Genomic DNA, 25,754 nt, shown 5'->3' with positions numbered 1-25,754 from the left:
CTAGCCTTTAATTGAACTTAGTGATTTGGAAAATGTCGCCTTGTCTATTCTCGTTTGTCTTAAATGTTCGTCGAAATATTCATATTTTCCGGACTCGGGTGAGAAATAATAGATTACCACTCTATTACGAAAGCTTGGGTGCAGTTTCATGCTGATTTCATCTACCTGCTTTGCAACTTCTTCTTTACTTGTATACCCGGAAATGATGAAGAGTGCCGAAAAAACTGGATGCATTTGTTCTGGTGGGAGACTTTTCGGAAAAACATTGCCATATTTTAATTTTTCTTCGGCTGTAGGTGAGTCTAGATGTAGAAAGTGATTGTCAATTAAGTTTTCCAATTCCTGAGGGAAATCTTGTTTTTTAATCAGTTTTATTAATCGGTTATACTGAGCGGCCTTGGCAAACCGCTTTTGATCCGATTCGCTATCGGAGCCGGACAGCAATCTGGTGACAAGTTCATCGTCTTCCGCACTGAGTTCTCCTTCTAAAAAATGACCGAAACAAAGGCCAAAAAACGCATCACAATCATGCGGATTTGCTCTCAGCGGGAAGTCGTAATCGGGGCCACCACCTTCGATTAAGTCTTTCAAGTTTTGGGATCCGCTTGGTGCCGGATGCCATGAACGCTGCGCCACATTGTACAAGTAGTACTCTTGGGTAACTGGTTCATTATGAACAGTTGCGGCATAAGAAGCACCGATTTGAAAGCCTTTGTTGATATCAAAGCGTTTGCAATGCTCTTCCCTATGCGAGTACCAAATCTCAGTGTAATGATTATGCAATGCATAATAAGTACCTTTGGCATGATTTACAGCTCTAAGACTTCGTTCAACCAATTCGCCTTTGAGCGTCTTTTTGTAAAAAGCCGACCATGGTTTGTCGAATCTTAGTCCATCAATAACAGTTCCCTCAGCCCAGTTTAAGGTTATAATCCGAACATCCCGGCCGGTATTGCGTTCGAAAAAATAGCTGCGAAAAGCACGAAAGTACTTATGCCTTGGTTCTTGATTCAATTGAGCATGGAAAATTGTAAGATTTTTACCTTCAGTAAACTCTAAGATATCTTTCGGTTCTACCCCAAGCGCATCGGAACAAAGAATGGATAGAAAACGATTTTGGTCATGACTGTTTCCACATAGGTCGAAAACATAGATTAAATCGCTGGTACAAAGGCCTTTGGCTTCATATTCATTCCATTTATCTGCCATAGGTATGGTTTTAAACTGCGGGAGTATACACAAACGCCCATCGTCCAAAACAAACAAATAAATGAGCGGATCGACAAAATGGCGATGAGTTAATCTTTCAAAAGCGTCCCTGATTACCAGTGTGTGTCCAGTGCTTGTCCAACGTTCGAGCTTCTCGGCAAACTCCTGAAGTGCAAACCCTTGCATGCCTAAACACCATAAGGAGCCTTTTCCAGGCCAAAGCTTACGGTCTCCTACCACTGTGTCCAGCACTTCACTAGGAAACGAATATTCCGGTGTTAGTACCAGTTCTGAGCAAGTTTGTATTGCCAAACGGACAAATTCTATAGCTTTCTCTATATGTAAAGGGTGTGTAGTATAAATCCCTCTCTCGAGGTCAGCTGTCGGCTCACCCTGACATTGCCACTGAAGCACTTGAACCGGTTTACTGTCCGAAATACAGACCTGCAGACCACTGTGAGAGGGAATTATGTCGGAAACATGCGTAAAATCAACCATTGTACACCTCTGGATAGACATATCTATAGCCTTTAATGACAATCATACATTGGTAAACCCTTCCTGTAAACCGTATATTTATAACATTACTCTACGTCAATTTCCACTTCCGCGATCATCTTGAAATAGCTTGATTAATTCTGTTTCTAGAGATTCCAACAGATCGGTTCGTTCCAAAAAGGAGTATATTTCTTCGAGATATTTAAAGATCAGGTGATGGTTACTTCGTACGTAATGAATAAACTCAAGTTCTGAATCGCCTTGAAAATATCGAATCCATTTCAGTTTACACTCACTAATGATCCCATTTTTTAGCGCAGTACCCAGTTGCCAAAGGTCATTCCGCTCCATTTCAAGGATCACAGAATTCTTTTTAATTTGAATCACCAGCAGCAACCTCCCATTAATAATCTAAGTGGGTTATGTTTCATGTATATGGATCGAAACTCCCCTCATAGAAGGGAAAATTTGATAAAAACAAGTACATCTCGCGTTGTGGACAGTATTTATCTCCATCGGTTTCGGGCCAAATCAAACTTACATTTAGAGAAATATCCAGAATTATTAATCACGAAAAGAAATAATGATCATTAAATAACCCTAAGATTTGAATCAGATCACCTGATAATTATGGAGTTTTAATTGCATTCATCGTTTTTCTGGAGCTTCAAGTTCGTATAGTCCTGAGCCAGCTGTTTCGGTAATATGACAACCTTGGTATGAAAAATTCGCAAATGTCTGCCTTTAAATGAAAAATAATGGTTTGAATCCAAAAACATCGCGATATGTAAAATGACTGTTCTGATTGCCGCGGCGCTCAAAACAGCCAAAGTCTTTTGATTCCTCAAACAGTAATTATCTAAAATTACAACAAACCATCCCGGTACAAATGCCGCATCGGCGACGATTTTGTGTGCTTATCTCTCATTTCCGGCCGCCACAGGTTCACGTATTTTTTGACCATATCTTGCGACGTGTGGCCGAGGATGTCCTGCAGGCTGTAGGGATCCCCGTCATGCATGATGTACATTTTGGCGAAGGTATGTCTCAGTGTGTGCGGACTGACCCGCACGTTGGTAATACCTGCGTCTTTCCCATACTGGCGAAGGGCTTCCTGGAACGACCGGACGCCGAGCGGCCGGCCATCAAGTGTGACAAAAAAGTGTTGCGATTTCATATCGCCCCTTGCCTTGATATAGCGGATCAAGATTTTGCGCACCTCATCGCAAAACGGAATGTCGCGCGGCCTTTTGCTCTTTCCTATGACGCCTAGTAACTGACTTTCCTTCAAGTCAACCTGGCTCATTTTCAGCTTAGTCATTTCCCCGACGCGCAGTCCCGTATCGAGAATCAAGGACAGCATGGTATAATCCCGGAAACCGGTGAACGTATTTTGGTCCGGTTGCTTCAGCAAAGCGATGACTTGTTCCTCCGTAAAAGACTGAATGGTTGGCTGGTGGCCTTTCCGTGTTTTCAGGTATGCCGCCGGGTTGTCCGGGATCCAGCCCTCCTCATGAAGAAATAAAAAGAAACGCTTGATCGCCTTGATCCGGTTGTTGATGGTGTTGAGCTTGTAGCCTTTCTTCTCCACCATCGTCATAATAAACTTGTTTCGCAGGAAATCTGTCGTGACGTCATAAACACCTGCCTCAATCTCCTGTTCCTGCAAGACTCGGCGGTAGCATTCCAAACTGCTTTGTTCGAACTTAACTGTATGATCGCTTGATGTTTCCGCGCGGCGGGCTTGGATAAACAATTTTACGGCTTCCTCCCAGGTCAGCCGGTAACCGGCCCCGGAAAACGCGCCGGAATCGTACAATTCATTACTGCGCCGTTTGTACGCGGTTTCGTTTTGCCGAAACATGCGTACTACATTTCCGCCCATAGCTCATCCCTCCGTCCGTTGTGGTTGCTTTCCTGATTTATGTGTTATCGCACATTTCGTAAAAAGAAGCTGGAATTTTATGTTTGAAAACGGTCCATGAATGCTGTCAATTCCTCTTCATGGTTCATCCAAATCCTCTTCATGGTTGCATTCGCCGAAAACAAGTGTCTTCACCATCGATATCGCCTCCCCGCTTGGACAATGGAAAGCATTAAGCGTATGCCACTTCTTTGTTAATGAAGGATCTTTTCTGTAACCTCGAAAACAACGAATTCTGCCGGCGCTTTTTCGATACCGTATGCCTGCTTCATTCGTTCCGATGCCCGTTGCCGCGCCAATGCTTCTACTTTCGATCGGTCTGACGTGAAAACCGTAACCCGAATCCGGTAACCGTCCGCTACTAACCCACATTCATACTGCCGGTCCAACTGATCATCCCTTTCCATCCGATTTCTTCCTGCAGGAAAGACACAAGTCCTGTCCTTTGTATACCTGATCATAAATCCTCGGGTCGACCCTAATCGTTTTCCCGCAACAACTGCATGTGAAAAAAATACGGTTCAACAAACAGCTCGCCTCCTGAGACGTGAAACAACAAAACCGCCCCAGCGGGACGGCTTTCGTTTGCACGTTTGATCATATTTGTTTTGAACAATTATCGATTAACTGAAAGAAGAGTTCGGCCGATTTCCGGTGACACCAACTACTCGTCATAATCGTGCCGCTGCTTATATTGCGCCACGAATTCCTTGATCTTCGATTGGATGTTGACCATATCGCCGACGTCAGGAAATCGTTGTTCCCAAATAATGCTCCGAATCCTTCTTCTCTTGCGCGACCGTTTGGGAACCATCGAGGATATAGAAAATGATCAAACCCAGTTTTTCTGCCGCTGGCATGTTTTCATCACTCCAAAGAACTTCAGACCCGTGTTAACGAATTCGCAGAGGTGAAGATATTCCGGAGTCTGAACTCGATCGGGCTTTCCACCAACAACACCAGTCGAAGATTGCCCTTAGCTTCCATCCAAAACACCGGCTCTTTCAAATAATACTGCGGGCGATAAACCCATGCCGGGCACTCCAAATTGTAATCGTTGCACAGCTTTTCTGCCATACCCGCCAAAAAAGGCAGGATATGGGGAGCCAGGTTCGGATAAAAGGCAGGTTCCTGTTCCACCATTTGTTTTCTTTTCTCATTGTCGCTGCGATAAAATTCATCCAAAAAATTACCGGTATGAATTTCGAAGCTTCCTGCATTCTGACTGGTCAGATGCGCGATATCACGCAACTCCATAATTACCCCATCCTTTTATAATCCGTTGCCGAAAAGTTCTTCCAGCACATACTGCGATCTAGGCGGCATCCGATTTTGCGGATAAAATTTCTCAAGTACTGCCAGCGCCTCGTTCATCGTCCGGATGCCCAAGTACCTCGCCAAAAATTGAATGTCCTCCCGATCCTTGCTTTCAAACCCTCGCGCGGCCAAACATTTCATGGCAAACATATACTCCGCTGTAGCCGCGTAGATCGCCAGATTGGACATACGCTTGAATAGCCGAACGTCATGATTGCGGGAGACGTATCCCTTGACTGCGGGATTCAACCAATCCGGCTCCAGATTGTATTCGTCCGCAATATTTTTGATAATGGTATACATTTCACTTGTCGGCGCAAATACGGCGTCTATATCTTTGGTGACTTCCCGGCTATGGAATACAAGGCACATGACCGCGCCTCCGAACAGGCACAGCTCCCCATGCAACCCTTTCTGTTTCAGTCTCTCGTTTACCACTTCCAAATAATTCATGATCGCCGACCTACTTAACAAAATGATCTTCTCCTTTCATTATAAGTCGATTGCACTTATTTCAAAAGCGAGAAACGGTTCCCGACATTTGCCGCACGTCGCGGCCAACGTTGCCCCTGTACGCGGCGCAGGTATTCATGTCGGGAAAAGATGCTGACTATGCAAAATGCCCGCCAATTGGCGGGCATTTTGCATGAGCAATTTGTATGTTTCCATTTGTTCAACCGCAGACATCTTACCTTAATCCTTTGAGGCCAGTTGAGATAACAATTCCAACCACCTGCTGAAGTCCGCTGTTTTGGACCAGATCGAAAAATATCCGCTTCGATCTGCTGGCTGTGTTCCGTATCGCCTTGCTGTAGGGCTTTCTTCCAGCCATCAGTTTTCGCATCACTTCCAATGTCAGTTGTTCGGTCCGTTTTTGAAGCTTTGTCAACACCCTGAATCCCCCCTTTTTAAGTGCAAAACCCATATGTGGTAAATCCCGATCATTGGGGTGGATTCGCATTACCGAACCTTTCATCGACAGGAATCTGGCGGATCAATTCATCTAGACTGGCATACATGTGAAACCCGTCCAGAAACCCGCGTACGTACATCTCCTCTTTTTCTATGGACTCTTGAAAACTAAAACGGTCCTCCCATTCCACAAACTGGCGGTGTTGTTCTTCGGAGAACGTTTCCTTGAGCTGTTCAAACAACTCGGACACTTCTTTCCATGCCGTACTATGTCTTGGATGCATACGCATGCGCTGGCCGAGCACATCAATTCGTTTCCGGAAAGCCGCGATCAACCATGGAGGTACACCATCCACACCCATTTCTCCTTTCCTCGGAAGGTGTGTCGATCTTACCTCTCTGCGCCCGGTGTAGCAAGTCGTTTTTCCCGATTACCGACTTCTTTTATCGCCGTGCTTCGAACGACCAGTCGACGCTCTTACCGTCAAAATGACTTACCGTTTTCTCCACCACCGTGCGTATGCGGCGGTCGTTCGGCGGTCCGCCGTCCCATCCCCGGTCGTAGTTGGCCAGATTACGGTTGAATCCGGCAGACCGATCCGGATACACAGTCAGGCGGCTGATTCGCCCTTCGGCAATCCCGTATTTGGACGGTTCTGAAAATACTTGGGCCTGAACAAAATATCCGTCCACTTCCCCTTCGAACAACCGGCCCATGAACCATGGACCCTTCTCTTGAAATGACATGTTCATCCCTCCCCAAATGAAAAGGACACGACCGTTTGTACCGATCCTGTCCCTCTTAATCGTAAGGCTGGTTTTCTTTGATGATGCCGCACTTGTCGCACTTTACCGAGCACGAACGAGGATAATTCAGCCGTTCCATTCCGCTCAAATGCTTCGGATACTCCTCCACTTTGATGACCATAAAAATCCCGCCGCAGGTACATTTGAACACACCACTCACCTCCTCCTTTCTGTTTCAAGCTTCTCTGTCATTCCATCCGGAAATCTTGGCCATTCAACACCCCGCGCAATGCCCGTTCCAATTGCCTGTCCGTGGCATCCATGATGGATTGCGGATTGTATCCTTTGTCCCTCGCAAAAGCGGCAAGATCCCGACGGAAATTTACATCTGAAACACAATGAGACACGACCAGCACGGTGATCCAATCCTTCGGCAAAGAAATTGGGTTCTTCATCGCCCGCCTCCATTTCTGGTCAATGTTTATTGGTAAAACTTCAAAGCCTGCATTTCTTTCATGGCTTTATTGCAGAGAAAAAATCCGCCAATAATTTCGGATTTCATCCAGTTCCCCGCTATGCCATAGACTTTTTCCGGCACGCGTTTCAAATTGCCATTGCCACTGGTTAAATCGATCACGGCGCACATAAATGGTAACCGGGTTGCCGTATTTATCTTTGGTATGCAATTGAACGACATTCTGACTGATTGGCATCGTTTCGATGAAGAATAGAAATTGGGACTGGCTCATCGAGTCACCTCCCCGTTCCCTTAAAAACACAATGGAGAAATCCGAATTAGATCCTTCTCAAGCTCACTCTACCCGATATGGAGTGAATCTTTCCGTCTTATCATTTTGCAAAAAACGCTTCGGTAGCTACCAAACTCATTGACTACCCGGCGATCTTGTTTTTTTGGCTCGTTATTCGATTCCGATCGCCCGGCCAATGGGAACGCCGTTCATCATACCGTAAATGGCATCGCTGTCGGCGTTCGTGTAAAGGATCAAATGCCCTTCCACCTTCGCCATGTGCTGGGCGCCATTGGAGGAAAACGAGAGGGCAGCGTCCGGATACGCTTTTTGCACTTTTCGTTTGAAATGGTCATAGCTCATGCAACTGCTCCTTTCTGGGGTTTATCATTTCTTCTTGGGATACAGGAACGAGACACCTTCCTTGAGCTCCAAAACGCCTTTCTTTTTCATAAACGCCTCCAGGTCTCCTTCGTAGACCTGGATTGTCACGCCGTTTTGATCCCGGATGTAGTAAAACGTATCGCCAAAACCGTTCTTCTCTTTGGATATGACCTCCAGTGACGGCATCCATTCCCCCTCCTCCGTCAAGCCCGTTCCATAGCAAACAGGCGGCTGGACCGGACAAAAGCATCCGCCGCCGGACGGGATGTCGTACATGCGCATTCCTCCATAGACACGAAAAGAACCCCTGCGTACAGGAGTCCTTTTCGTGTAAAGTGATTAAGAGAAAAATAAACCCGATCTAATGCGTTCCACCCGTACCGAAGTCATCATACGAGGACAGGTTGGCATGGTAAAAAACGATATCGCCGTCCTTCAACTGAAACGTCACGCCGTACGGATCAGTGAAGCTGCGCTGGAATCCTTCCATTTGCCACTGATTGTCCAGCGGTCCATAGATGTACTGCAAATGCGGGTTGTTCAAATCCCGGTTTCGGATCGTCTCGATGTTGAAGTTGACAATGATAAATCCGTCCTTCAGGAAAATGGGCGAACTATCATCCAGCCGGTTCGTGCGCCCGTACTCAGCCAGGTTGAATCCTTTCGGCACGACATACGGCGCGGCGGGCAGACTGTATTCTCCGTACCACTTCTGCACCGAAGCGTTGGCGCGCGCCGCATCGACGCCGGACGGGACGTTCATGCTGCCTAAGAACGTCCGGAGCTGGGGCGGCAGCAGCATAATGTCATATCCTCCGACGTAGGTCGGTTTATTGACGTCTTTCAGGTACTGGTTAATATACGCCTGCTTCGTGCCGGAACCGCCGTTCAAACTCCACAGCGAGTTTGCCGTGTTGATCAGCTCCTGCTGCGGCACATTTCTCAGCCGTGCATCCAGCGTAATATTGCGCCGCTCCGCATCGTCGCTCGACCCGATCCGGATAAACTTCTTTTTCCCGGAGTTGTAGTAGAGATCAACTTCCTGCCGGTTCTTGCCCTTGCTGTCCACAAAATAGAAGGTCGGTGTAATACGAATGCCGTCGCCCGAGCCGAACATATTCCCTTTCGTTTTGACGTCAAACTTGAAATGATACCCCGTTTTCACGGCCACGTTTTTCTTCCCGGCTTCCGGGTGGCTGCCCTGACGAACCGGCAGCACGAACGGAGGCTGGTTGCCCCGCGCCGCGCCGTCAATCCCCTTCGTACCGACCCAATAGGCATTTCCGGTTGGCGCTGCGCTGTCCTTTTGCGTCCGGAATACCGTTTCCCAATTGTAATCTGCGATGTCGGTGATGCGGAAATCATAGAGACGGCCAATGACCTCCACCGGAACAACCTGCGTGGCGACGTGATTGGCCACCTCCATATTGGCGTTCATCTGTGTGCCAAAAGAGGACGGCGGGCTGTTTTCCGCAAAGGTGCGGAACAGCACGTCATAGTTGCCTTCGTCGACCCATACCGGCAGGAAGAACGTCATTTGAGCCTGTCCGACCGGAATGGACGTCCACGTTTCTTTCGGAATGAACGTCGATTTGTCGGCGTTGTACACGTCAAACGGGAACCAGACCTGCTTGTCTTTCGTGTACTTCGCATAGTCCCGGTTGCCGTAACCTGGAATGTCCCGGTGCTGTCCGCTGGTTGGCACCGTTACGGTAAACGGCCGGTCCAAAATGAGCGCCGATCGCCCGGCAGTCGGTTGCGTCTTTTGGTTATGCGCCTTGTCGTCCGAAACGGAGGCATAGTTGACTACCGGTGTATGCACGGTAACGGTGTTGATCCCGTTGATCGGAAAAGTTTTATTCTCCCCGCCGTTAATGCCTTTGACGAGTGAATAGAATATCGTGCCCGAGCTTGGCTGGTTGGCTTTGTTTACCTTGCCGGAATCGATCACGTAGCCTTTTTCGTACAGCACATCCTGTCCGATCATCGGCGGGGCCGGAATCGCTCCCGGCGCCGGAGCCTGTTCCTCTACCGTCCGGTTATCCATCACCGTCGTTCCATTGAAGACGAGCGAATCGTTTTTCACCTTGATCTTGCCAATCGCCTTCTCGGCCTCGCTTTTCCAATCCTTGTTCGGAACGGATGGACGGCTGGAACCTCCGGAAATGGTCTGACCCGGAAGCGTCACATTCGAGTAGATCGGATGGGTAATATGCGCATCCAGCGAAGCATCGTGGGCCGCAGAAACATTCGGCGGGGTGTAAACGTTCGGCTGAACGGTGACCGTTCCCGATGGCAGCGCATAGTTGGCAAATGTCGCTTTTTGAATGCCGTATACTTCAAGGCGGTTGATGACCCAATAGCTGTATTTGCGTTCGATCGTATAGCTTTTGGTCACCGTCTGCGTGTCCGAGCGGGGCACGGTTATCGTAGTCGGATTGCCATCCGCATCCGGAGGACCGGAACGTGTTTCTGTCCAGGTCAGCGTGTACGTTTTGCTCACTTGAATCGGATACTGCTGCGTGCCGGATATTTCGACAAACTCATTCCGGTACAAATACGCTTTCGACAAGGCATTCACATACAGGCTTTCGGAGGTCGGGATTCCTTTCAGCACATCGAATTTCTCTGCGCCGCGCTGATCCGCCCTGATGACGCCTGTTGCGCCCGGATCCATGACTTCTGCCTGCCTGGAATCGCCTGGAGTCGTATCTCCGCCATCCGATTTGCGTACCGTATGGTCCGTTGTGGAGTCGCCGGTATTCCCGTCCACATCTTTGACGACGACAGTCATTTGCACCGTCACACTGGAACCGGAAGAAAACGGGATTTTGATGGGGATCGTTTTGCTGGCTGATGTGCCGGTGAGCGGTCCGGTTTTGTCGCTGTCTTGTGCAAGCGCAGCATTTCGGATATCCGTGATTTCGTACGATTTCAGATTTTTTAGCGCTTCGGCTTCAAAAACAAAATCCCCGTCCACTTCGGCAACCGTCTTGTCCACCGTATCCGGCGCTTCAATCCGGGAGGTGACATTCACCGAGGAGGGGATTTTATAGATGCCGACAAAGTTGGAGCCGCCTGCCGCTACGGTGATCGATCGTTCCCGAAGCTTCGGGTCCCCTTTTTCCTGAATAAATTGCTTCGTGTCCGGTTTATCGTTGTTGATAATATACGACCGGATAATTTCGTAGGTTTGGCCGTTATCGGTGATTTGCTGTTCAAAGGTATGGGTGGCCTCCGCCCCGGTCGCGTACTTACCCTTGTCCGTTTCCTTCAGCTTAGTGCCGTCTTCTTTCTGGTAAATGGCTTTGACCGGATTGTCCTGTTCCTTGTATTCGGCGATGATGTCGGCTCCGCTTAAATACACACTGATGTGCCGGTCGAGCAGATTTTCCTGTCCCTTTTCCCGAACGAACTTTTTATTCCCCGGATTGTTTTTGGATACGAAATACGACCTGACGATTTCATACGACTTGCCGCCTGACTCGAATGTTTCCTCGAACGTATGCTCGATCTCTTCCCCGGCTTTATAGTCGCCTTTATGGAATGTGCACGCCGGATCCGGAATAACGGCGCCCGTTTCGGTTTTACAGACGATATCGACCGGAAAATCCGGACTGTCATACGTCACCGGAACGCCATAATAATCGTCCAGATCGTCAGGATGCGCCCATGGCTGCGCCTTCTTGATTCCGTCCAGCGTATAGTAAGGCCCTCCGATTTTGTTTCCGTTTTGCGTGACAATCATGATGGCATATAGATAAAGTTGATCATTCTGCTTGATGCCTTCCAATCCATTGTCTGTTAAAGCCTTCGTTACTCTCGTCTCCGGTACTTCAAAGAACGTGGTGACCGGTGTTCCTGGCGCCGGATTTTGGGGATATTGATCCACTTGTTCCAGACCTTCGATTGATGCGGAGCCTGGCCCGGTCGGATCGCAGTGTTTGCCTTTGGAATCATACGTACATATGGACGCATCTTCCCTGCGCACAGTCCAACCGACCGTTTTGTATCGAATCCCTGACGAAGCGGCCGTACTTGTGATGTTAAATGTTATTTTCCCGCCAGTAATTCGAACTTTAGGAACTTCCGCGTAAATTCTATAGGAAAAAAAGGACAACAAAAAAGTGCATGCCAGCAGCATGCACAATCCCAATTTGATTCTTTTATTCATTTTTAATCAACCTTTCGGATGATACTATTAAAAAACAGGCTCGCTCCCGGACTCACTTTTAAGGTTTTTCCCCAATTTCCTCCGACGTTCGTATCCATTACAATATCCGAATATCCCTCGTACCAAACTCCCTTTTCAAATGGGGTGTTGTTAGGAACCCATGTGTCATTCTCCAATTTCATGTCACCGGGAAACCAGGTATCATAAACAAGTGTTTTGTGCTGTTTGAAATGATTAAACTTGATCCTGAACTTTGACCGAACGTTATACCCTCCGAATCCATCCTGATATATCATGGAAGGTTCCGGATCAAGGTAACCCTCAATCACAATTTGATTATCCTTTACCCAATCGACATATTCCCGAGCTGCTTTCAGTTTCCCAACATTGCCGTCCGACTGCACCTCAGCCACCTTCTCAGCCCATGTGTCATCAATCGTCCTGTAGTCGACATTGAGCCATAATGCTCCGAATGCTTTTAACCGATCCATCCAGATGTCAATGTTTTCTTTCTTGAATTCGGGCCAACTGGCGTACATCTCCGCCGATACGGACCTTTCCTTGACATCGGGATGGGAAAACGGGTACTTCATCTCGTACATTTCATTCGGAACATCAGCCAAAATGTACGGATAGTCCTTCGCATTTTTCGGAAGGTTGGTGGTGCGAATCAGGCGTCCCCACTGATCGTACTTTCCCTCGGCATCTTCCTTTGTTTTGATGTGCACGGTTGCGGTAGCTTCGTCCCACTTGACTTCCGCGCCCAGCACTTCGCTCACAAACCGCAGCGGGACGAACGTTCTGCCCCCGCTCATGATCGTCTTTGTGTCAAAAGCGACTTCTTTATCGTTGACGAGTGCTTTGTTTTCGCCGATAGTAAGCCGAATGCGCTGATCGCCCCGTTCGATTGGAACCGACATCGTATCCGGCTCCCAGCCTACTTTGGCATTCATTTTTTCAGCCACAAAGCGCACCGGCACGAGCGTCCGGTTGTTTTCATCGATGAAAGCCTGCGCATCGGGAAACCAGATTTTTTGTCCGTCCATGACGACGCTCACAAACGTCGGGGTTTTCACTGCCGCGCTGGCGATCCCGGTCATAAGACCAAAAATCATTGTCAAGGCCAAACTGGCGATCACCCATTTTTTCACGTCCGGTTCACTCCTTTTTTCGAGAATAATTGAGAATATCAGGAAAAAATCGACGTTGTGCCTCCATCATATAATCCCTGTGCCGACCTGTCCACCCCGTAGCGCTTGAATTCCGATTTGAGCCGATCGCTCATGGATGGTTGCTGCATGACAGCGGCATATACCCTTTTTGCGCGGCCGCTTTTTCGCTGGCAAACGTTTCTTCCACCGGGTACGGGAACGCACAGGTATTGCGGTAATACACCTTTCTGCCGTCTTTAACCGCCCCCAGAATAATCGGCTTTTTCAACACCCGGCTCCCGCCAAGCGCGTAGTTGTTATACGTTTTCCGCCCCATCGGAATGCCCTGAACAAAAGCCATGACGCCGATATCGTTCACCGTATTGTTCCATCCCTCTTCGCTGATCGTCGGAAGCGTAAACGTATAGGAAATGCCGTTGCGTGAAGCATACTGGTTATGCCGGTTGATCCGGTACGCCAGTTCGTTTTGAATCGCATTTACAATCCTGCTGCGCCGCACTTGCTCGAACAACTCCGCATTGTGCAGCAACGGAATCGAGGATTGGATTTCCGAGCGAAAGCCCTCCTGCCATGTCCGGCTCCCGGCTTCGTATGCAATTACGTAATCGTCCAGCGTGAAGGATAAGCTGTTTCCCTGCGCATCGGCATATGCGTATGGCTTCTTTGGTCCCCATACGGGACGCATTTCCGTTTCACCGGCTGCGTTCGTAAACTCTTCTTCGGCGTACACCCAAAAACCGTCATAGCCAATGACGATCACAGCCGGAATGTAGCGGTTCAGAACCCCCTGTGCGATTGGGTCTTCTGCAACGCCAAAGTTCATGTACAGCGTCCGGTAAAACGTATCGATCGCTTCCTCCTTATTCACCCGCACCCGTTTAGCCGATTCATACCGGGCTTCCTGCTGTTCGTTGACGTTGATCAGCAGCGCCCGCGCCGCATCGTCCACCGCCGTATCCAGCGCGGCATCATATCGCAGCTCCGTAATCATCATCCGGCGCTGCGTTGCGGTATCGGCCCGATTGATCACATAGAAAGGAAGCAGAATCAATACCCCGACGATCGCCCAATTAATAATCTTCATTTCGCACCGCCCCGCCGTAGGGAATGAAGATTTTTTCATGTGGGCTGCTGGCGTTGTTCAGAAAATCGTGCAGGATCGTGCCATTCGTCCGGTTCGTGTTCTTTACCACCACATAAAACATATCCCCGACATGCAGCTTGTAACGGCGCGACGGATCGTCCTTGCCCGCCGCGCTGTCCGGAAACAGCACATGGAGAATTTGCGCGTTGTAGAACCGGTCAAAGTGAACCTCGTATTCGTTCCGGAACGTCTCCGGACGCGCCGGATCGTCGTAAACCGGAATGTATCGCTTTTGCCCGTGCTCCATCTGCACATCGAATGTGTTTCCCGTTGCATGTATCGCCTGCAAGAAATCGTTATACATGGACGGGGAGATGAATCCTTTGTCCCTGACCGCATCGACAAACGAAGTCGTGGCCCGCAGGACAACCAGCTCCGACACGTCGTCTTGCTGGTCAAACGCGGCCGAGATCGGAAAAATATATAATAGAAGAATCGCGATGATCACCGCGAACACTTTCAAAATACTGTTCATCACACACCCCTTTCACCGCGACACGAATACGATTTGCTTAAGCTGTCCATCTGGCCCGCGCTCATAGGAAGGAGCATATCGGCCATTCAGACGAATGGCTGAAACAGCGATATCTTCCCGCTCCAGCGATGGGGCATACCGTGTACCGTCTACCACGACCTCCATTCCTATTTCTCCGATTTGGGCGATCGTTTGCAGCACTTCCGCACCGGACACGCTGCCGTCTCCGGTAATCGGGGTCGGCATTACGTTGCGATCCTGCGCTTTTCCTGATACATAAGCCGTATCCAGCGCAGCAGCGCCGCTTTGGAACAGCAGCAGTCCGGCAGGAGCCGCCATGACAAAGATGAGACATGCGAAGCTCATGTCGATCATCGTGCGCACGAAATGACTCATCGGCGCACCCTCCTTTCTAAACAGCCAACCCGCCGCGCTTCAAGATGAGACCGGCGGATTGGCGCCGTCTCTTTATTGCTGCCGGAACACGATGCCGCGAATGACGTTGCTGCTGTCTTTGACAAGCTGGGCCCGAAACTTGCCGCTCGGGTTCACGTAGTTGCTGTCCGCCTCGTCTACCGTATGATCGAGCCGGCCGGGAGCAGGACCCACCACGGAACCGTACGTAATGCTGTCCATCGGAACGCCCGTATTGAGCACCTTGCCGTACCATTGGCCGGCCGGGTTTTTCCCTGTCACGATCTGAATGCCGAATTGATCCTGGTCGCTGAACTTGCGCAGCGCGTTCACAACCTGGCTTCCGGAAACGAGCGTATTGTCATAGACGGTAAACGCCGTCTGCGACAGCTCCGTCTGGATGTTGCTGAAATTGCTTTGCGCCGCTTTGGTCGATTCCTGCGCGGAAATAAACAGAACGACAGCCAGCGTAATAAGGGCAATGGCGAGGAAAATGCCTGCCGCCATCACAAGCGCTTTTTGCGCATTACTCATCGTGCATCAAACTCCTTTGCTTATTGGATTTTTTGAATCTGCTCGTAATACACCGACATTTGACTGAGGCTGACATAGACGAGCGGGAATACCAGATAACCGAAAATGAGGGACATCATCGGCGCGAAGCCGATCATTTTCCCCCATCCCGCTTTCGTTTCAATCAACCGCTCGTAATCCTGCTTGCGCTGCTCCTGGGCGAAGGCTTGCTCGGATTCCAAATCATCGAATGCCTGCCGGATCGGAATCTTTTCCACCGCCAGTTGCAGCTTCTCCACCGTGCGGACAAACGGAAGAAACGGCGCTTGTTCCTTTAGCTCCTCAAGCGCCTGTTCCGGGCCATGCTCATAATGCAAACGACAGTGCTGAATCGGTTCCTTGAAAATAAAGGAAAACCGCTCCATCCACTCCAGCAGGTGCTCCACTGACATCCGGTCCATTTCCGACAGCATGGCGATCACCGAATGGAACTGATCGACCTCGTGCTTCATCTCCATATGCCGCATCTGCCGCTGGAACAACAAGATGCCAACCGGAGCAAAGTAGCCGCCCCAGCCGGTCATCAGGGCGAGCATCACCTCCCACCACTTCAGGTACTCGCCGTCTACCGCCTCCATTTTGTTTAGGATGCGCTGAGCGGCGGCGCGAAGCTGCGCCTCCTCCTGCGCAAGCTGCGGGTCTTTGCGCAGCTCGTCGAAAATCGCTTCCGAGAGCTTGGTTTTCACCCCCTTCACATCTGCCATGATCCGGCGATCAAGCGCCGCTGTCTGCCTGGCTTTCGCCTCTTCCTCCGGCGAAAGGCGGCCGAACATCGTTTCCGGCTTCACGGGCGCGTAAAGCAGCTGGTGTTTCGTCACCGCATTCAGCGTTACAAACAAGCCGAGCACAAGCAGAAAAGAGAAAACGCTTATCGTCACGCGATGCACAAAAAACCACTCCAAGCGGAGCGGCGAGTTCGTTTCCTTGAGCAGTATGGCATAGCGGGTGGCTTCCCGCGTACCGGGTTCGGGAGAAATCCGGTCGATGACCCGGCGTACCCACGGAAGATCGTAAGCACGCTGTTCCCACGGCTTGCGCCGCCTTGCTTTGTGTTCACCATCCAATTCCCGCATGTTGCGAAGCAGCACATACGAGCAGAGAATGATGAGCAAGATGACCATTTTCGTGATCCAGCCGAGCTTGCCGGCGTAAAAATCGTCCATCGCCGGGAAGTAATTTCGCGCCCAACTTTCGATCGGCTTGGTGAACAAAATCGGGATGAGCGCGATCACCGTCAGTCCTTGCAGCAAGTAACTGAGCTTCTCCCGTCGCAAAATGTCCAGATTCAGTTCGGTCGTCAGCTTCCCGAGCGCCTTCAAGTAGAGCGATCCGTTTTGCAACGTTTTGTCCCCGTATTCCTTGACCAGATGCGATATGCCGGCCAGTCCCTTCAGAAAGCGGTTCGGCGCGGTCTCGTAGTATTGCTCCAATTTTTGTTCCGGATGGCTGGCGGTCAGCACCGCATACACTTCCTGTCCGTGCAAAGCCATCTCGTACGGAGAAGCTTCCGCCGCGTCGTAGATCGCTTCCTCCACCATGCCGTGCCGGTGGTAGTGATGCCGCACATCGGCCATAAAGTGGCGAAGCTGGCGGAGCAGCCGGTTTTCCAAACGGTGAACGAACACGTCCGCGATCATCCCGTGAAGCGCCCATATGCCGGTTGCGATCATGAGCAGCGTCATCGGGTCGCGCACAAACAGGACCAGCGGAATGGCGGCGGCCAGCAGGATGCCCCATGCCGCAAGCGCGATCTTGATCGTCTCCAGCCGCAGCTTCCATTCATCGTAAGGTTGCAGCGCCGTTAGCCGTTTGCGGATCGTCGTCAGATAGGCGCGCAAGAGAGGAATCCGTTCGCACGCTGCATAAATGCGCTGCAACAAGCTGTGCACGTCATGCTTGCGGGTCGCTTTGCCGGGAAGCCGCAGTTCCTCGTATTCTCGGATCGAACCCGCGCCCGTATTTTTGCGGGACAGCCATTGGAACAGCAGGACAGCGGCAAGAAAAAACACGACCGCCCCGCCAAGCACGAGGGATAGCAGCGATTTAAGCTCCATTACGCTCACCCCAATTCGCCTCTAGGAACGCTGCGAATGCCGCGCGATCCGGTTCCGACATGTGCTCCCGCATCTCTTTCACGTTCTGGTCCGATATCGGATGCGCCGCCACATACTTGCCATCCCGGAATTCGATCACATTCCGCGCTTCGTACAGCTTTCGGTCGGTAGAACGCCGGAAATATTCGACAGCCGTATCCATAAACGCTGCCATCTTGTCTTCGAGCTTGTCCATCTGCCGGTATGGAACGGGATAATCCGTCTCCTGGTCTAGCGGGACGCATTCGGTAATCCGCTCAATGTAGCGGTGCCCGTTCACATCGCGTTTCAGATGAATGTCGAAATTGATGACGCTGATCACCTGCTGCTCGGCGACCTTTTCGTTCGTAAACACGCCGGTCTTCAGCAGCGAGTTCCTAAGCGAATAGACGAGGTCGCGGAATGTTTTGGCATGGTGGGTAAAAAGCGTGAACAGCGAGGCGACCTGCGTCATCTGGATCATCCACGCCGCGACCGGATCTGTCGCCACCTCGCCGAGAATGTTTACGGTGCCGTCCGTCTTTTTCTGGATGTCCAGCCCGTCCTGCCCGGAAATGGTTTCCGTCTCGCGGAAACTGAGGATATTGCGATCCTTGTAGATTTTCCGCAAGTGAAGCTCGAAGCTCATTTCCTGCACCCGAATCGTAAAGGTCGCGGAAATGAACTTGACCATCGCCATCAGAAGCGTCGTTTTCCCGCTCCCCTGTGCACCAGTAATAGCAGTAATCCGTGCGCCTTTAACCAGAAAGGCAATCAGGCCGATGGGGAGCTGGGCATTGTCGTCCCGGATGAGCTGTTCCAGCGCGGCGCTCTGCACATCGAATTTGCGCACAAAAAAAGCCCACGATTCCGAAAACCGGGGGCGAAGCACCACGACGCGGGAGCCGTCGGCCATCTCATTCACCTTGAAACCGTTCGCTTCCGACAATTGGCCGGGATAGTTATGCTTGTAAATGTTCTGGCAGACACGCTTCAGTTCTTGCTCCGTGCCAAAGGAAAGGAAGCTCAGATGGATGGATTTCCCTTTGTAAAAAATCCAAACGCTGTCGTGGGACTTCGGCACTTCGCGCAGCAGCGCGTCGGCCTGAAACTCCCATTCCCCCTCCCACACGGAAGGCGGCAAACCGGACACACCGGCCGACACGCCGTCGATTTTCATATCCCGGATTTCATCCACGACGCTGAAGCCTTTGTATTGCTGGTAAATACGCTGCACCACGATTCGCAGCTTGTCCTCGAAATGCAGCCGCCTGGCTTCCTTTTTATAAATATCATGGATTTCCTCGGCGGTGATCCGGTACGATTCGGTTTGCCCATCCTCTATCCCGAGCTTGGGCCGGTCCAGCTCGTATTTGCGAATCAGTTCGCCGAGCGCATCTTGACGGTACCGTTTCTTGTACAGATGCAGCAAAATCTCGAACTGATCCTGCGGTGAAAGCTCGTACGGATCGTCGAATGGGATGATCCGGTTGATATTCCCCTCGTCCAGTTGATACGTCTGTAAAAGAAGATCGTATAAAAACTGCTTCACATACGCTTTGTCCCGCAAATCCCCGGATGTGCAGCCGCGCAGCGCCTTCTTCAGTTCCGCCCGCTTGTTTTTCCGGCGCCGGAATTCCTCTTCGGATAAACCGAGATCATACAGGTTGCTGCTCGTCAGGTCATGCAGCGCCTGTTTCACGTACGCAGTCATCGCGTCAACGGAGTAGACCCGTTCCTCCGGCAGCTTCTCCGGCTTGCGCCCGCTCATGCGGAAGTACAGCAGCGCGGCCGAGAGCAGGAGAAGCATGAGGATGAGCAAGCCGTTCAACAGCCCCAGCATCCGCTACTCCCCCTTCCCGCCAAAAAACGGCTTGTTGAATCCGGCTCGTTCGATGATCGCCTGCGTCAGCACCCGGACACACCGCATGAAAAAATAATTCTCATGATCGCCCGGCACGCTGCGATTTCGAAACATGAAGTCAATCGCGCGGCATTCCTGCGATGCATCCATAAACCCTGCATGATGCGGAACCGGATAGAGCGGGACGCTTGCCTTATACTTTCTGGCGGTATTTTTGGCGGTTTGCCCGGAATGCCGGTCGTACTGTCCGAGAACCAGAATCTGTTTGGTCTCCTTCAGAAGCCCATCTTGCTGCTGAAAAAACCGCTCCAACACGAAGCGGTTCTGGTTCAGGCTGACCACCGCCAGATCGGCGTTTTCCAGCAGCGCCTGCGTCCATCCGGATCCCGTGCCACTGCCGCCGTCGATCAGCGTCAGGTCGTAATAGCGCTTCGCCGTATCCAGCAGCGGCTGAAGCACTTCCTTCATGGCGGGGATAAATGTTTTGTCTGGCTTGTTCGAGCCCGGCAGCAGGTCGAGCCGGTCCTTGAGCAGCGGCAAGGTGTAGTCCCGGATCATATCCGGCGACAGCTTGCGGTTTTGAACAAGCCGCGCCAAGGCATCGACGCCGGAGTCGGCAGTATAAGCGGACTCTGTTCGCCGCTTTATAAACGCCTGTTCGATGACGGCGCGCCGGCTTTGCACATGGCTAAGCAAAAGCGTTCGGGCCGAATATTCAAGACCGAGCAGCGCGGCGACAGCGATCATATTCGTCGTGTTTCCCGTTTGCCCCGGCACCGGACTCCAGAAGACGACGTTAACTCCCACGGCGATTCCTCCTCACCCGTTTCCAAGCCGTTTTGACGGTTCGCCCGTTCATTTCGAACAGCGTCTTCGACATTGACAGCGCCGTACGGACATACGCTCCGGACAGCTTTCTCACATCGATCCGGGCATGATGCTGATTATCGATCTTTACCGAAACATCCCGGTCGTCGAGTGGAATGCGGAATACCGGGTCCTGCCACTGGACCGAATCATTATCGTAATGCGAATGCAAATATGTCTCAGTAATCGTGGAATGCACAAACGGGTATATCATCTCGAAAAACGGCAGCGGCTGCGGGGCAGATTTCGCCAGACACAGCCGCTGCATCAATTCCACGTTTTTCTTGAGCGCCAATTTTTCAAAGCTGCTGCACCAGACGCGATGAGCAAACGCCTGCAGCTCCAGCCCTTTGACAAATTCGGCATGATCCGTATCAAGCAGCATGACGTCGTAATGCGGCCACCCGCCTTCCGTTTGCTTCAAATAGCGGTCCAGCTGGCCGTAAGTAATAAACCCTCCGGCAACGTCCAGCCCCTCATATTCGGTGACGAATGCGCCCGGACGCTCATCCGACGGAGGAAGATAACCTAGCACCGACTGTGCGACCGTCGAATCGACAAGCAGCACCCGCTGCCCGGCAGCAACCAGCAGCTTGCCCAGCACAAGCAGCAAATGGCTTTTATCCGGCGCACCGAAAAAAACAACTTGTTTCATGTCGGCCTCCTTCCTTTATGAGCCGCCGGTCTTCGGCTGATCAAACACATCTTCGAGCCGATCCGTCTTGGGCGAATCGTTGACATGGTCCGGTGTCTGAGTCGATGCCGGCGTTTCCTTTGCTGGTTCGGACGAAGGCAGCACACTTGACGGTGTTGCAGGTTCATTTGGATTCGGCGTTGTTTGTTCAGCTTGATTGTTTTGTCCGCCGGTTGATGCTTGTGCCTGCTGCTGAATGCTCTGCCGGAATTCATTGTTTTGCTGTGTCGTAATCCGCTCATTTTGCAGCTGCTGCTGAACGGTGACGCTGCCGCTGATCACCCTCATTTTGTCCGTGTCGCTCATCGCTTTCAGATTGTTATCCAGCGTTGCGCGAAGCTGGCGGGCGAGCGCGGTTTTCGCTTCATCCAAAATGTTCGGATCACGCTCCATCAGGTCTAGCACCTTCGGGTTGGACGGGTAGTTGGCAACCGCCGCTTCCTGAGTCCCCGGATCGACATAGGTAAGCGCGTACAGCTTGGCCCCTTGCAGATAGGCGTCGATGATGGCGCTGGAAGCCATCAGGATTTCGGTTTCGTTCATTTCGTACCAAACGATCGTGCCGGACAGTTCCCGGACTTTCTTTTTGCTGAGGACGATAAAATCCTCGCCGGTCGGGAAGTTGATCCGTACATCGACAAACTGCCCTTTTTGCAGATTCGTCGGCAACTGGATGACATTGAATTCCTGCACCCTTAAATCCCTCGGGATCGGCTTGTCTTCAAACAGCATCGAAGCGACAAGCGGCGTGTTCGGCTGCAAATCGATCTTGGTGATTTTGCCGACGGCCGCGTTTGGCTCTTTGATGCTTCCGGATGATTCCAGGGAGGTCGACACCTCCACCGCTTTAACATCCCCCGCTTGAAGGGTTGTTCCAGCCGGAATGCTGCGGCTGGCCGCCAACACCGTCGTTATCGCCGTCTGTTCCCTCGACTCCCATTCCTTGATTCTCGTTTCGTATTCGGACTGAAGCTGCTCTTCAAAGCTGGCTTGCTTCGCTTGAAAATAGAACACAATTGCCAGCACTAATAGGAGCAGAGCCAATCCTCCGACAATGGATGCAATAATGACTCGTTTCTGTTGTCGGCTGTTCATGGCTTTTCATTCTCCTTTTTTAACTTTATGGAAAAATTGAAAAACATTTTAACAAAAGAAAACCGCCCATGGTATGAGCGGTTGATTGAGCTATTGCTTTCCTTTGAACTATACTATGTGTCATATAGGCTTGTTCAATCTTTCAAAAAAAGTAATGAGATTGTTGTTTGGGTCTGTCACACTGAAATCTCGTTCACCCCACCACTGGTCGCTTAATGTCCTGTTTGGATGTAGATTTCCTTTTGGTTGAAATTGTCGGTACAGTTCGTCAACGTCTTCAACCTCTATACGACAACTAGCCGTACCAACAATAAATGATTCAGCTCCCGATACAATCGGTGATGGGTTGTTGCGCCTTCGCCAGCTTTCAACATTAGCAACCCAAAGTTTAATCTTTAACCGCATCGCACTGTACGAAAGCGAAACCTTCCTCCTGGTGGACAATTACAAAGCCAAGTTTATCCCGATAAAAATCCATGCTTTTTACGATATTCCTCACTGGCAAGGCTGGAATGGCTTGTAACATTTTCATTATAATTTTCCTTCATCAGTGACTATTCAGTAAATCGTAAGATCTATATAAAGAAAGGGCGTGCTCACACCTCGTTGAGACCCCGTACAAAAGCGTTCACGTTGCCTAAGCAACATACACCTTGCGGGTTGTTTACTTCGCATCCACAGCGACCCGCCTGAACATGCGCTTTGATTCGATCAGCAGGTTGTTGGTCGGTGGTTGCCGCTTGAAGAAGGCGCTCTCTCGTCCAATTAAAGCAGTAACATACAGGCACATCCATGCCCAAGTTCTTTTGGTACACAGGCACCTTCATGTTGTCCTCAGTGAATGATTGCAAATGGTCTCCACTGAAATAAACAGTAGAGCAAGATGAGTTTGGACAGAAGAAGTAGGAGGTGTCGGGTACGATAGTTTCTAGAGCCGAAGCCTTAAGCAGCGACTTTAGAGTTATCAGTTGTACGTTCTTGCCTTTATTCTTGCACGAAGGGCAGTTTGTTCTAACCTCTTCAGTGTAATTTGAAGGTGCGCAACAATCCATTTTTTAAGCACTCCCTAATCAATCGTTTTCATTTTGATCCTCATACAATTATCTCACTAACTGTCAGAAGAAGAAATAGTGCTACTTCGCTAAACTGCTCGTTAGGGTAGCTTTAAATGGGCCTTATATAAAATGGAATTACAACTTTTCGTGAAACCAGTACACACGCGTATACAGATCGATTCCTTCTCGTGCGGGGATGCCGATGGTCGCTTGACCGTCGCCTTTCCATCCAAGACGGTTCGCGGTTTCCATGGCCATACGATCCGACGCCCCCTTATAAACATCCGTTTGCGTCCCTTCAATCAGAACATACAAGCCGCCTCTGGCATTGATAGGATAGGATACTTTCGCTTCGATTACTTTCATGTCTCTTTCACCGCCTCTCACGTTGTTTTCATATAGTTCAGGTTGGCCAGCAAACGCCTGAGCAGGTTTCGCTTGTCGCCGGAACGCTCCGGCTCCACACCCAGCCACCTGTCCGCAAGCTGTTTCACCCGCAGACGATACGGACTGCAAGGCGAACTTGCGATCCACTGACCGCTTCGAACCGCCTTGCTGACCGTAGGATCTTCCGGCAATTCCAACATCACCGGCCACGGCAGGTTCTCGCGCCACTGCTCCATCGGCGCCTGTTCCGTGAGACGGTTCCATACCATGTAAAGCTCTGGCGTCGGCTGAAGACTGCTTAGCAGCGGCTTCATTCGCACAAGGCTCTCCACGCTGGCCGGCTCATCGGTTGTCATCAGGATTAGCTGCTCGGCCTGTTCCAAAGCCAGCTTGATCAGGCTGTCGAAATGGACAGGCGTATCGATAAGCACGATGTCCGTTTCCTCTTTCAAGAACCGAAGGACTACCAACAACTGTTCACGCTGAATCCGAAACGTACATGGCTGCGAAGGTGCGGTGACAATAGAAAAGCCCATCTTCGTTGGGAGAAGACAGGCTCGGCTCGCTTTCGGATCATCGATCCGGCGAACCAGATCGACGATCGTTTTATTCGGTTGAATTTGCAACATAGAAGCCACCGTACCGTGCATCAGATCCAGATCAAGGACGCAAACCCGGCATCCTTCTTTTGCCAAAAGCGCAGCCAGGTGCAAAAGGAACGTCGTTTTGCCCACGCCCCCTTTGGCCGCATAGACAGCCGCGACCGAAGGGATATCCCGGCTTCTCACAGAGGGAAGAAACGGTGTCTGAGCCGCGACCTGCGCAACCGGGTCTTCCGGCCAAGTCTCTATTTGCTCGTCTGTTATCGTTATTTGTCCCTTCGCCGGACTGTTGGGCGGCTCTTGTTCTTCGTCTTCCGTGAGAGGCGGCTTTGAGTCCCGCATAAGAACTTCATCCGAAAGCAAGGCATGATCTTCACCAATAGTAGGAATGGTCTTAGTGGAAGGACGTTTCGCCGATCTCTGCCGTGCCGCTTTTCGCTGTGATAGCGTACTGCCTGTGGACATATCCCTCTGAATCGCCTGTTCGAATTCCGATTCGGCAACCGTTGATTCCGGCTCTTTGTCCTTATCCCGGATCGAATCAGTCTGTTCCGATTCCTGTTCACCAGATTCTTCAGCCGTCAATATCAACCCTCTTCCATACTGCGGAAACGCATCTAGCGCATCCGTTTCTGCCCGATCCGTCGGATGATTTTCATTCGGGCGAAGGAACCTGGAAAAGACCCGGTCTGTTTCCTCGTTCTGCGTCACCGTTCCGACTGCGCCGAGTGATGCGAGCTCCTCCTCCGTCAACTGCGCATCGCAGTCCGTTAACAATACAATGGGCAGCCCTTTTTCCTGCACCAGTCGGACATATTCCTTCCATCTTTCAACCGCCGTATCAATGACGACAAGCTTCGTTTCCCCGGATATCCGCTCCGGATCATGAACGAATTTGATGTCACAGCCCGATATTCGCAGCCGCTCGACCCACGCTTGCCGCCGGAGCTGGTGAGGACGAAACAACACCACCTGCAAATCAAAAACCTCCTCTCCAACTGGCCGATGATTTCAAATGATTGTTTTTTACGATTCGGCCTCAAATCCGGTAAACACGCCTTCCGAATACCTTTTCGGGTGTTCGCGGATCCACTGGGCCGTTTCGGGATACCCCAGCTCGTCAGCCCAATGAATAACCCCCGGACATCCAGCATATTGACCGCCCCAAACCTGCGCACCGCCTCCAGTCCTTCCAACACCTTTTTGGGGACTATTACCATGATCAGCCCTTCCTTTCAGTAATTTTTTGTCCCCGGTAATAGACGTCCAGTTTGACTAGGCTCGCCACATAAAACGCATACTTTTCCGCTTCCTGGTACGTATCCCGCACATCCATTTTCTGCGTTAATCCATCATGCTCCAGCACAACAGCAAACTTTCCGCCTTTCGGCTCAATGCGAACCTGATCGCTCATCTCTTGTTCTTC

At 50.8% G+C, this 25,754-nt stretch carries 29 protein-coding genes and 1 pseudogene; all 30 read right to left on the bottom strand.

What is annotated here, in order from left to right; translation table 11 throughout:
- Positions 1-1,707, bottom strand: coding sequence for a hypothetical protein (locus tag JW799_RS11375; RefSeq protein ID WP_205429873.1), 1,707 nt, complete (start codon positions 1,705-1,707; stop codon positions 1-3).
- 96 nt (positions 1,708-1,803) lie between these two features.
- On the bottom strand, positions 1,804-2,094 hold the full coding sequence (locus tag JW799_RS11370; RefSeq protein ID WP_205429872.1) for a hypothetical protein: 291 nt from the start codon (positions 2,092-2,094) through the stop codon (positions 1,804-1,806).
- Positions 2,095-2,572: 478 nt separating this feature from the next.
- Positions 2,573-3,592 carry a tyrosine-type recombinase/integrase gene (locus JW799_RS11365; protein ID WP_205429871.1) on the bottom strand — a complete coding sequence of 340 codons (1,020 nt, stop codon included), beginning with the start codon at positions 3,590-3,592 and terminating at the stop codon, positions 2,573-2,575.
- A gap of 233 nt (positions 3,593-3,825) precedes the next feature.
- Positions 3,826-4,038 (bottom strand): hypothetical protein, encoded by a 213-nt coding sequence (locus JW799_RS11360; protein WP_205429870.1) that lies wholly within the window; start codon positions 4,036-4,038, stop codon positions 3,826-3,828.
- 475 nt (positions 4,039-4,513) lie between these two features.
- Positions 4,514-4,888 (bottom strand): hypothetical protein, encoded by a 375-nt coding sequence (locus JW799_RS11355; RefSeq protein WP_019007441.1) that lies wholly within the window; start codon positions 4,886-4,888, stop codon positions 4,514-4,516.
- Positions 4,889-4,903: 15 nt separating this feature from the next.
- Positions 4,904-5,422: a DUF6036 family nucleotidyltransferase gene (locus tag JW799_RS11350; RefSeq protein WP_225312648.1), complete on the bottom strand. Its 519-nt coding sequence runs from the start codon at positions 5,420-5,422 to the stop codon at positions 4,904-4,906.
- Positions 5,423-5,636: 214 nt separating this feature from the next.
- A complete protein-coding gene (locus JW799_RS11345) occupies positions 5,637-5,837 on the bottom strand; it encodes a hypothetical protein (protein ID WP_205429869.1) in 201 nt (66 codons plus the stop codon).
- A gap of 52 nt (positions 5,838-5,889) precedes the next feature.
- On the bottom strand, positions 5,890-6,216 hold the full coding sequence (locus tag JW799_RS11340) for a DUF6809 family protein (RefSeq protein WP_205429868.1): 327 nt from the start codon (positions 6,214-6,216) through the stop codon (positions 5,890-5,892).
- 88 nt (positions 6,217-6,304) lie between these two features.
- The gene (locus tag JW799_RS11335; protein ID WP_205429867.1) at positions 6,305-6,607 is read right to left on the bottom strand and encodes a DUF7678 domain-containing protein; all 303 of its coding nucleotides are present in this window, start codon (positions 6,605-6,607) and stop codon (positions 6,305-6,307) included.
- 55 nt (positions 6,608-6,662) lie between these two features.
- Positions 6,663-6,818 (bottom strand): hypothetical protein, encoded by a 156-nt coding sequence (locus JW799_RS11330; protein WP_186328380.1) that lies wholly within the window; start codon positions 6,816-6,818, stop codon positions 6,663-6,665.
- Between the two features lie 37 nt (positions 6,819-6,855).
- The gene (locus JW799_RS11325) at positions 6,856-7,062 is read right to left on the bottom strand and encodes a hypothetical protein (protein ID WP_019007435.1); all 207 of its coding nucleotides are present in this window, start codon (positions 7,060-7,062) and stop codon (positions 6,856-6,858) included.
- A gap of 66 nt (positions 7,063-7,128) precedes the next feature.
- The gene (locus JW799_RS11320; RefSeq protein ID WP_144938233.1) at positions 7,129-7,356 is read right to left on the bottom strand and encodes a hypothetical protein; all 228 of its coding nucleotides are present in this window, start codon (positions 7,354-7,356) and stop codon (positions 7,129-7,131) included.
- 171 nt (positions 7,357-7,527) lie between these two features.
- The gene (locus JW799_RS11315) at positions 7,528-7,719 is read right to left on the bottom strand and encodes a hypothetical protein (protein WP_144938230.1); all 192 of its coding nucleotides are present in this window, start codon (positions 7,717-7,719) and stop codon (positions 7,528-7,530) included.
- Positions 7,720-7,743: 24 nt separating this feature from the next.
- Positions 7,744-7,926 carry a hypothetical protein gene (locus JW799_RS11310; protein ID WP_240353239.1) on the bottom strand — a complete coding sequence of 61 codons (183 nt, stop codon included), beginning with the start codon at positions 7,924-7,926 and terminating at the stop codon, positions 7,744-7,746.
- Between the two features lie 175 nt (positions 7,927-8,101).
- A complete protein-coding gene (locus JW799_RS11305; RefSeq protein ID WP_205429866.1) occupies positions 8,102-11,533 on the bottom strand; it encodes a DUF5704 domain-containing protein in 3,432 nt (1,143 codons plus the stop codon).
- Between the two features lie 383 nt (positions 11,534-11,916).
- Entirely contained in the window at positions 11,917-13,065 is a 1,149-nt protein-coding gene (locus JW799_RS11300; protein WP_205429865.1) for a stalk domain-containing protein, read from the bottom strand.
- Between the two features lie 130 nt (positions 13,066-13,195).
- Positions 13,196-14,170, bottom strand: a complete 975-nt coding sequence (locus JW799_RS11295; RefSeq protein WP_205429863.1) for a hypothetical protein — start codon at positions 14,168-14,170, stop codon at positions 13,196-13,198.
- Complete coding sequence (locus JW799_RS11290; protein WP_019007343.1) at positions 14,157-14,705, bottom strand: hypothetical protein; 549 nt, start codon at positions 14,703-14,705, stop codon at positions 14,157-14,159. The genes JW799_RS11295 and JW799_RS11290 overlap by 14 nt, the downstream gene beginning before the upstream one ends.
- Before the next feature lie 12 nt (positions 14,706-14,717).
- Positions 14,718-15,101 carry a hypothetical protein gene (locus JW799_RS11285; protein WP_205429861.1) on the bottom strand — a complete coding sequence of 128 codons (384 nt, stop codon included), beginning with the start codon at positions 15,099-15,101 and terminating at the stop codon, positions 14,718-14,720.
- A gap of 72 nt (positions 15,102-15,173) precedes the next feature.
- Positions 15,174-15,653, bottom strand: coding sequence for a hypothetical protein (locus JW799_RS11280; RefSeq protein ID WP_019007341.1), 480 nt, complete (start codon positions 15,651-15,653; stop codon positions 15,174-15,176).
- A gap of 20 nt (positions 15,654-15,673) precedes the next feature.
- Positions 15,674-17,746, bottom strand: a complete 2,073-nt coding sequence (locus JW799_RS11275; RefSeq protein WP_019007340.1) for a hypothetical protein — start codon at positions 17,744-17,746, stop codon at positions 15,674-15,676.
- Positions 17,736-19,607 (bottom strand): P-loop NTPase family protein, encoded by a 1,872-nt coding sequence (locus tag JW799_RS11270; protein WP_205429859.1) that lies wholly within the window; start codon positions 19,605-19,607, stop codon positions 17,736-17,738. The genes JW799_RS11275 and JW799_RS11270 overlap by 11 nt, the downstream gene beginning before the upstream one ends.
- A 3-nt stretch (positions 19,608-19,610) precedes the next feature.
- Positions 19,611-20,435 (bottom strand): hypothetical protein, encoded by an 825-nt coding sequence (locus tag JW799_RS11265; protein ID WP_205429849.1) that lies wholly within the window; start codon positions 20,433-20,435, stop codon positions 19,611-19,613.
- Positions 20,425-21,150 (bottom strand): hypothetical protein, encoded by a 726-nt coding sequence (locus tag JW799_RS11260; RefSeq protein WP_205429848.1) that lies wholly within the window; start codon positions 21,148-21,150, stop codon positions 20,425-20,427. The genes JW799_RS11265 and JW799_RS11260 overlap by 11 nt, the downstream gene beginning before the upstream one ends.
- 15 nt (positions 21,151-21,165) lie before the next feature.
- The gene (locus tag JW799_RS11255) at positions 21,166-22,284 is read right to left on the bottom strand and encodes an SAF domain-containing protein (RefSeq protein WP_205429847.1); all 1,119 of its coding nucleotides are present in this window, start codon (positions 22,282-22,284) and stop codon (positions 21,166-21,168) included.
- Between the two features lie 120 nt (positions 22,285-22,404).
- Positions 22,405-22,816: pseudogene (locus tag JW799_RS11250) on the bottom strand (bleomycin resistance protein).
- Positions 22,817-22,880: 64 nt separating this feature from the next.
- Positions 22,881-23,336: a putative iron-sulfur cluster-binding metallochaperone gene (locus JW799_RS11245; RefSeq protein WP_205429846.1), complete on the bottom strand. Its 456-nt coding sequence runs from the start codon at positions 23,334-23,336 to the stop codon at positions 22,881-22,883.
- A 138-nt stretch (positions 23,337-23,474) separates the two neighbouring features.
- Positions 23,475-23,705, bottom strand: a complete 231-nt coding sequence (locus JW799_RS11240) for a hypothetical protein (RefSeq protein WP_205429845.1) — start codon at positions 23,703-23,705, stop codon at positions 23,475-23,477.
- A 17-nt stretch (positions 23,706-23,722) separates the two neighbouring features.
- Positions 23,723-25,300 carry a CpaE/TadZ family protein gene (locus tag JW799_RS11235; RefSeq protein WP_338026354.1) on the bottom strand — a complete coding sequence of 526 codons (1,578 nt, stop codon included), beginning with the start codon at positions 25,298-25,300 and terminating at the stop codon, positions 23,723-23,725.
- A gap of 250 nt (positions 25,301-25,550) precedes the next feature.
- Complete coding sequence (locus JW799_RS11230) at positions 25,551-25,742, bottom strand: hypothetical protein (RefSeq protein WP_205429843.1); 192 nt, start codon at positions 25,740-25,742, stop codon at positions 25,551-25,553.
- Positions 25,743-25,754 lie beyond the last annotated feature (12 nt).

It is taken from the genome of Cohnella algarum, from assembly GCF_016937515.1.
GTDB lineage: Bacteria > Bacillota > Bacilli > Paenibacillales > Paenibacillaceae > Cohnella > Cohnella algarum.
Note: the sequence above shows the minus strand (reverse complement) of the source record. Positions and strands in the feature narration are given on the sequence as shown.

Coding starts and splice junctions, on each gene's coding strand:
- JW799_RS11375 (WP_205429873.1), bottom strand. CDS start 1,707: ATGGTTGATTTTACGCATGTTTCCGACATAATTCCCTCTCACAGTGGT.
- JW799_RS11365 (WP_205429871.1), bottom strand. CDS start 3,592: ATGGGCGGAAATGTAGTACGCATGTTTCGGCAAAACGAAACCGCGTAC.
- JW799_RS11360 (WP_205429870.1), bottom strand. CDS start 4,038: ATGGAAAGGGATGATCAGTTGGACCGGCAGTATGAATGTGGGTTAGTA.
- JW799_RS11355 (WP_019007441.1), bottom strand. CDS start 4,888: ATGGAGTTGCGTGATATCGCGCATCTGACCAGTCAGAATGCAGGAAGC.
- JW799_RS11335 (WP_205429867.1), bottom strand. CDS start 6,607: ATGTCATTTCAAGAGAAGGGTCCATGGTTCATGGGCCGGTTGTTCGAA.
- JW799_RS11325 (WP_019007435.1), bottom strand. CDS start 7,062: ATGAAGAACCCAATTTCTTTGCCGAAGGATTGGATCACCGTGCTGGTC.
- JW799_RS11320 (WP_144938233.1), bottom strand. CDS start 7,356: ATGAGCCAGTCCCAATTTCTATTCTTCATCGAAACGATGCCAATCAGT.
- JW799_RS11315 (WP_144938230.1), bottom strand. CDS start 7,719: ATGAGCTATGACCATTTCAAACGAAAAGTGCAAAAAGCGTATCCGGAC.
- JW799_RS11310 (WP_240353239.1), bottom strand. CDS start 7,926: ATGCCGTCACTGGAGGTCATATCCAAAGAGAAGAACGGTTTTGGCGAT.
- JW799_RS11295 (WP_205429863.1), bottom strand. CDS start 14,170: ATGAAGATTATTAATTGGGCGATCGTCGGGGTATTGATTCTGCTTCCT.
- JW799_RS11290 (WP_019007343.1), bottom strand. CDS start 14,705: ATGAACAGTATTTTGAAAGTGTTCGCGGTGATCATCGCGATTCTTCTA.
- JW799_RS11285 (WP_205429861.1), bottom strand. CDS start 15,101: ATGAGTCATTTCGTGCGCACGATGATCGACATGAGCTTCGCATGTCTC.
- JW799_RS11280 (WP_019007341.1), bottom strand. CDS start 15,653: ATGAGTAATGCGCAAAAAGCGCTTGTGATGGCGGCAGGCATTTTCCTC.
- JW799_RS11275 (WP_019007340.1), bottom strand. CDS start 17,746: ATGGAGCTTAAATCGCTGCTATCCCTCGTGCTTGGCGGGGCGGTCGTG.
- JW799_RS11270 (WP_205429859.1), bottom strand. CDS start 19,607: ATGCTGGGGCTGTTGAACGGCTTGCTCATCCTCATGCTTCTCCTGCTC.
- JW799_RS11260 (WP_205429848.1), bottom strand. CDS start 21,150: ATGAAACAAGTTGTTTTTTTCGGTGCGCCGGATAAAAGCCATTTGCTG.
- JW799_RS11255 (WP_205429847.1), bottom strand. CDS start 22,284: ATGAACAGCCGACAACAGAAACGAGTCATTATTGCATCCATTGTCGGA.
- JW799_RS11245 (WP_205429846.1), bottom strand. CDS start 23,336: ATGGATTGTTGCGCACCTTCAAATTACACTGAAGAGGTTAGAACAAAC.
- JW799_RS11240 (WP_205429845.1), bottom strand. CDS start 23,705: ATGAAAGTAATCGAAGCGAAAGTATCCTATCCTATCAATGCCAGAGGC.
- JW799_RS11230 (WP_205429843.1), bottom strand. CDS start 25,742: ATGAGCGATCAGGTTCGCATTGAGCCGAAAGGCGGAAAGTTTGCTGTT.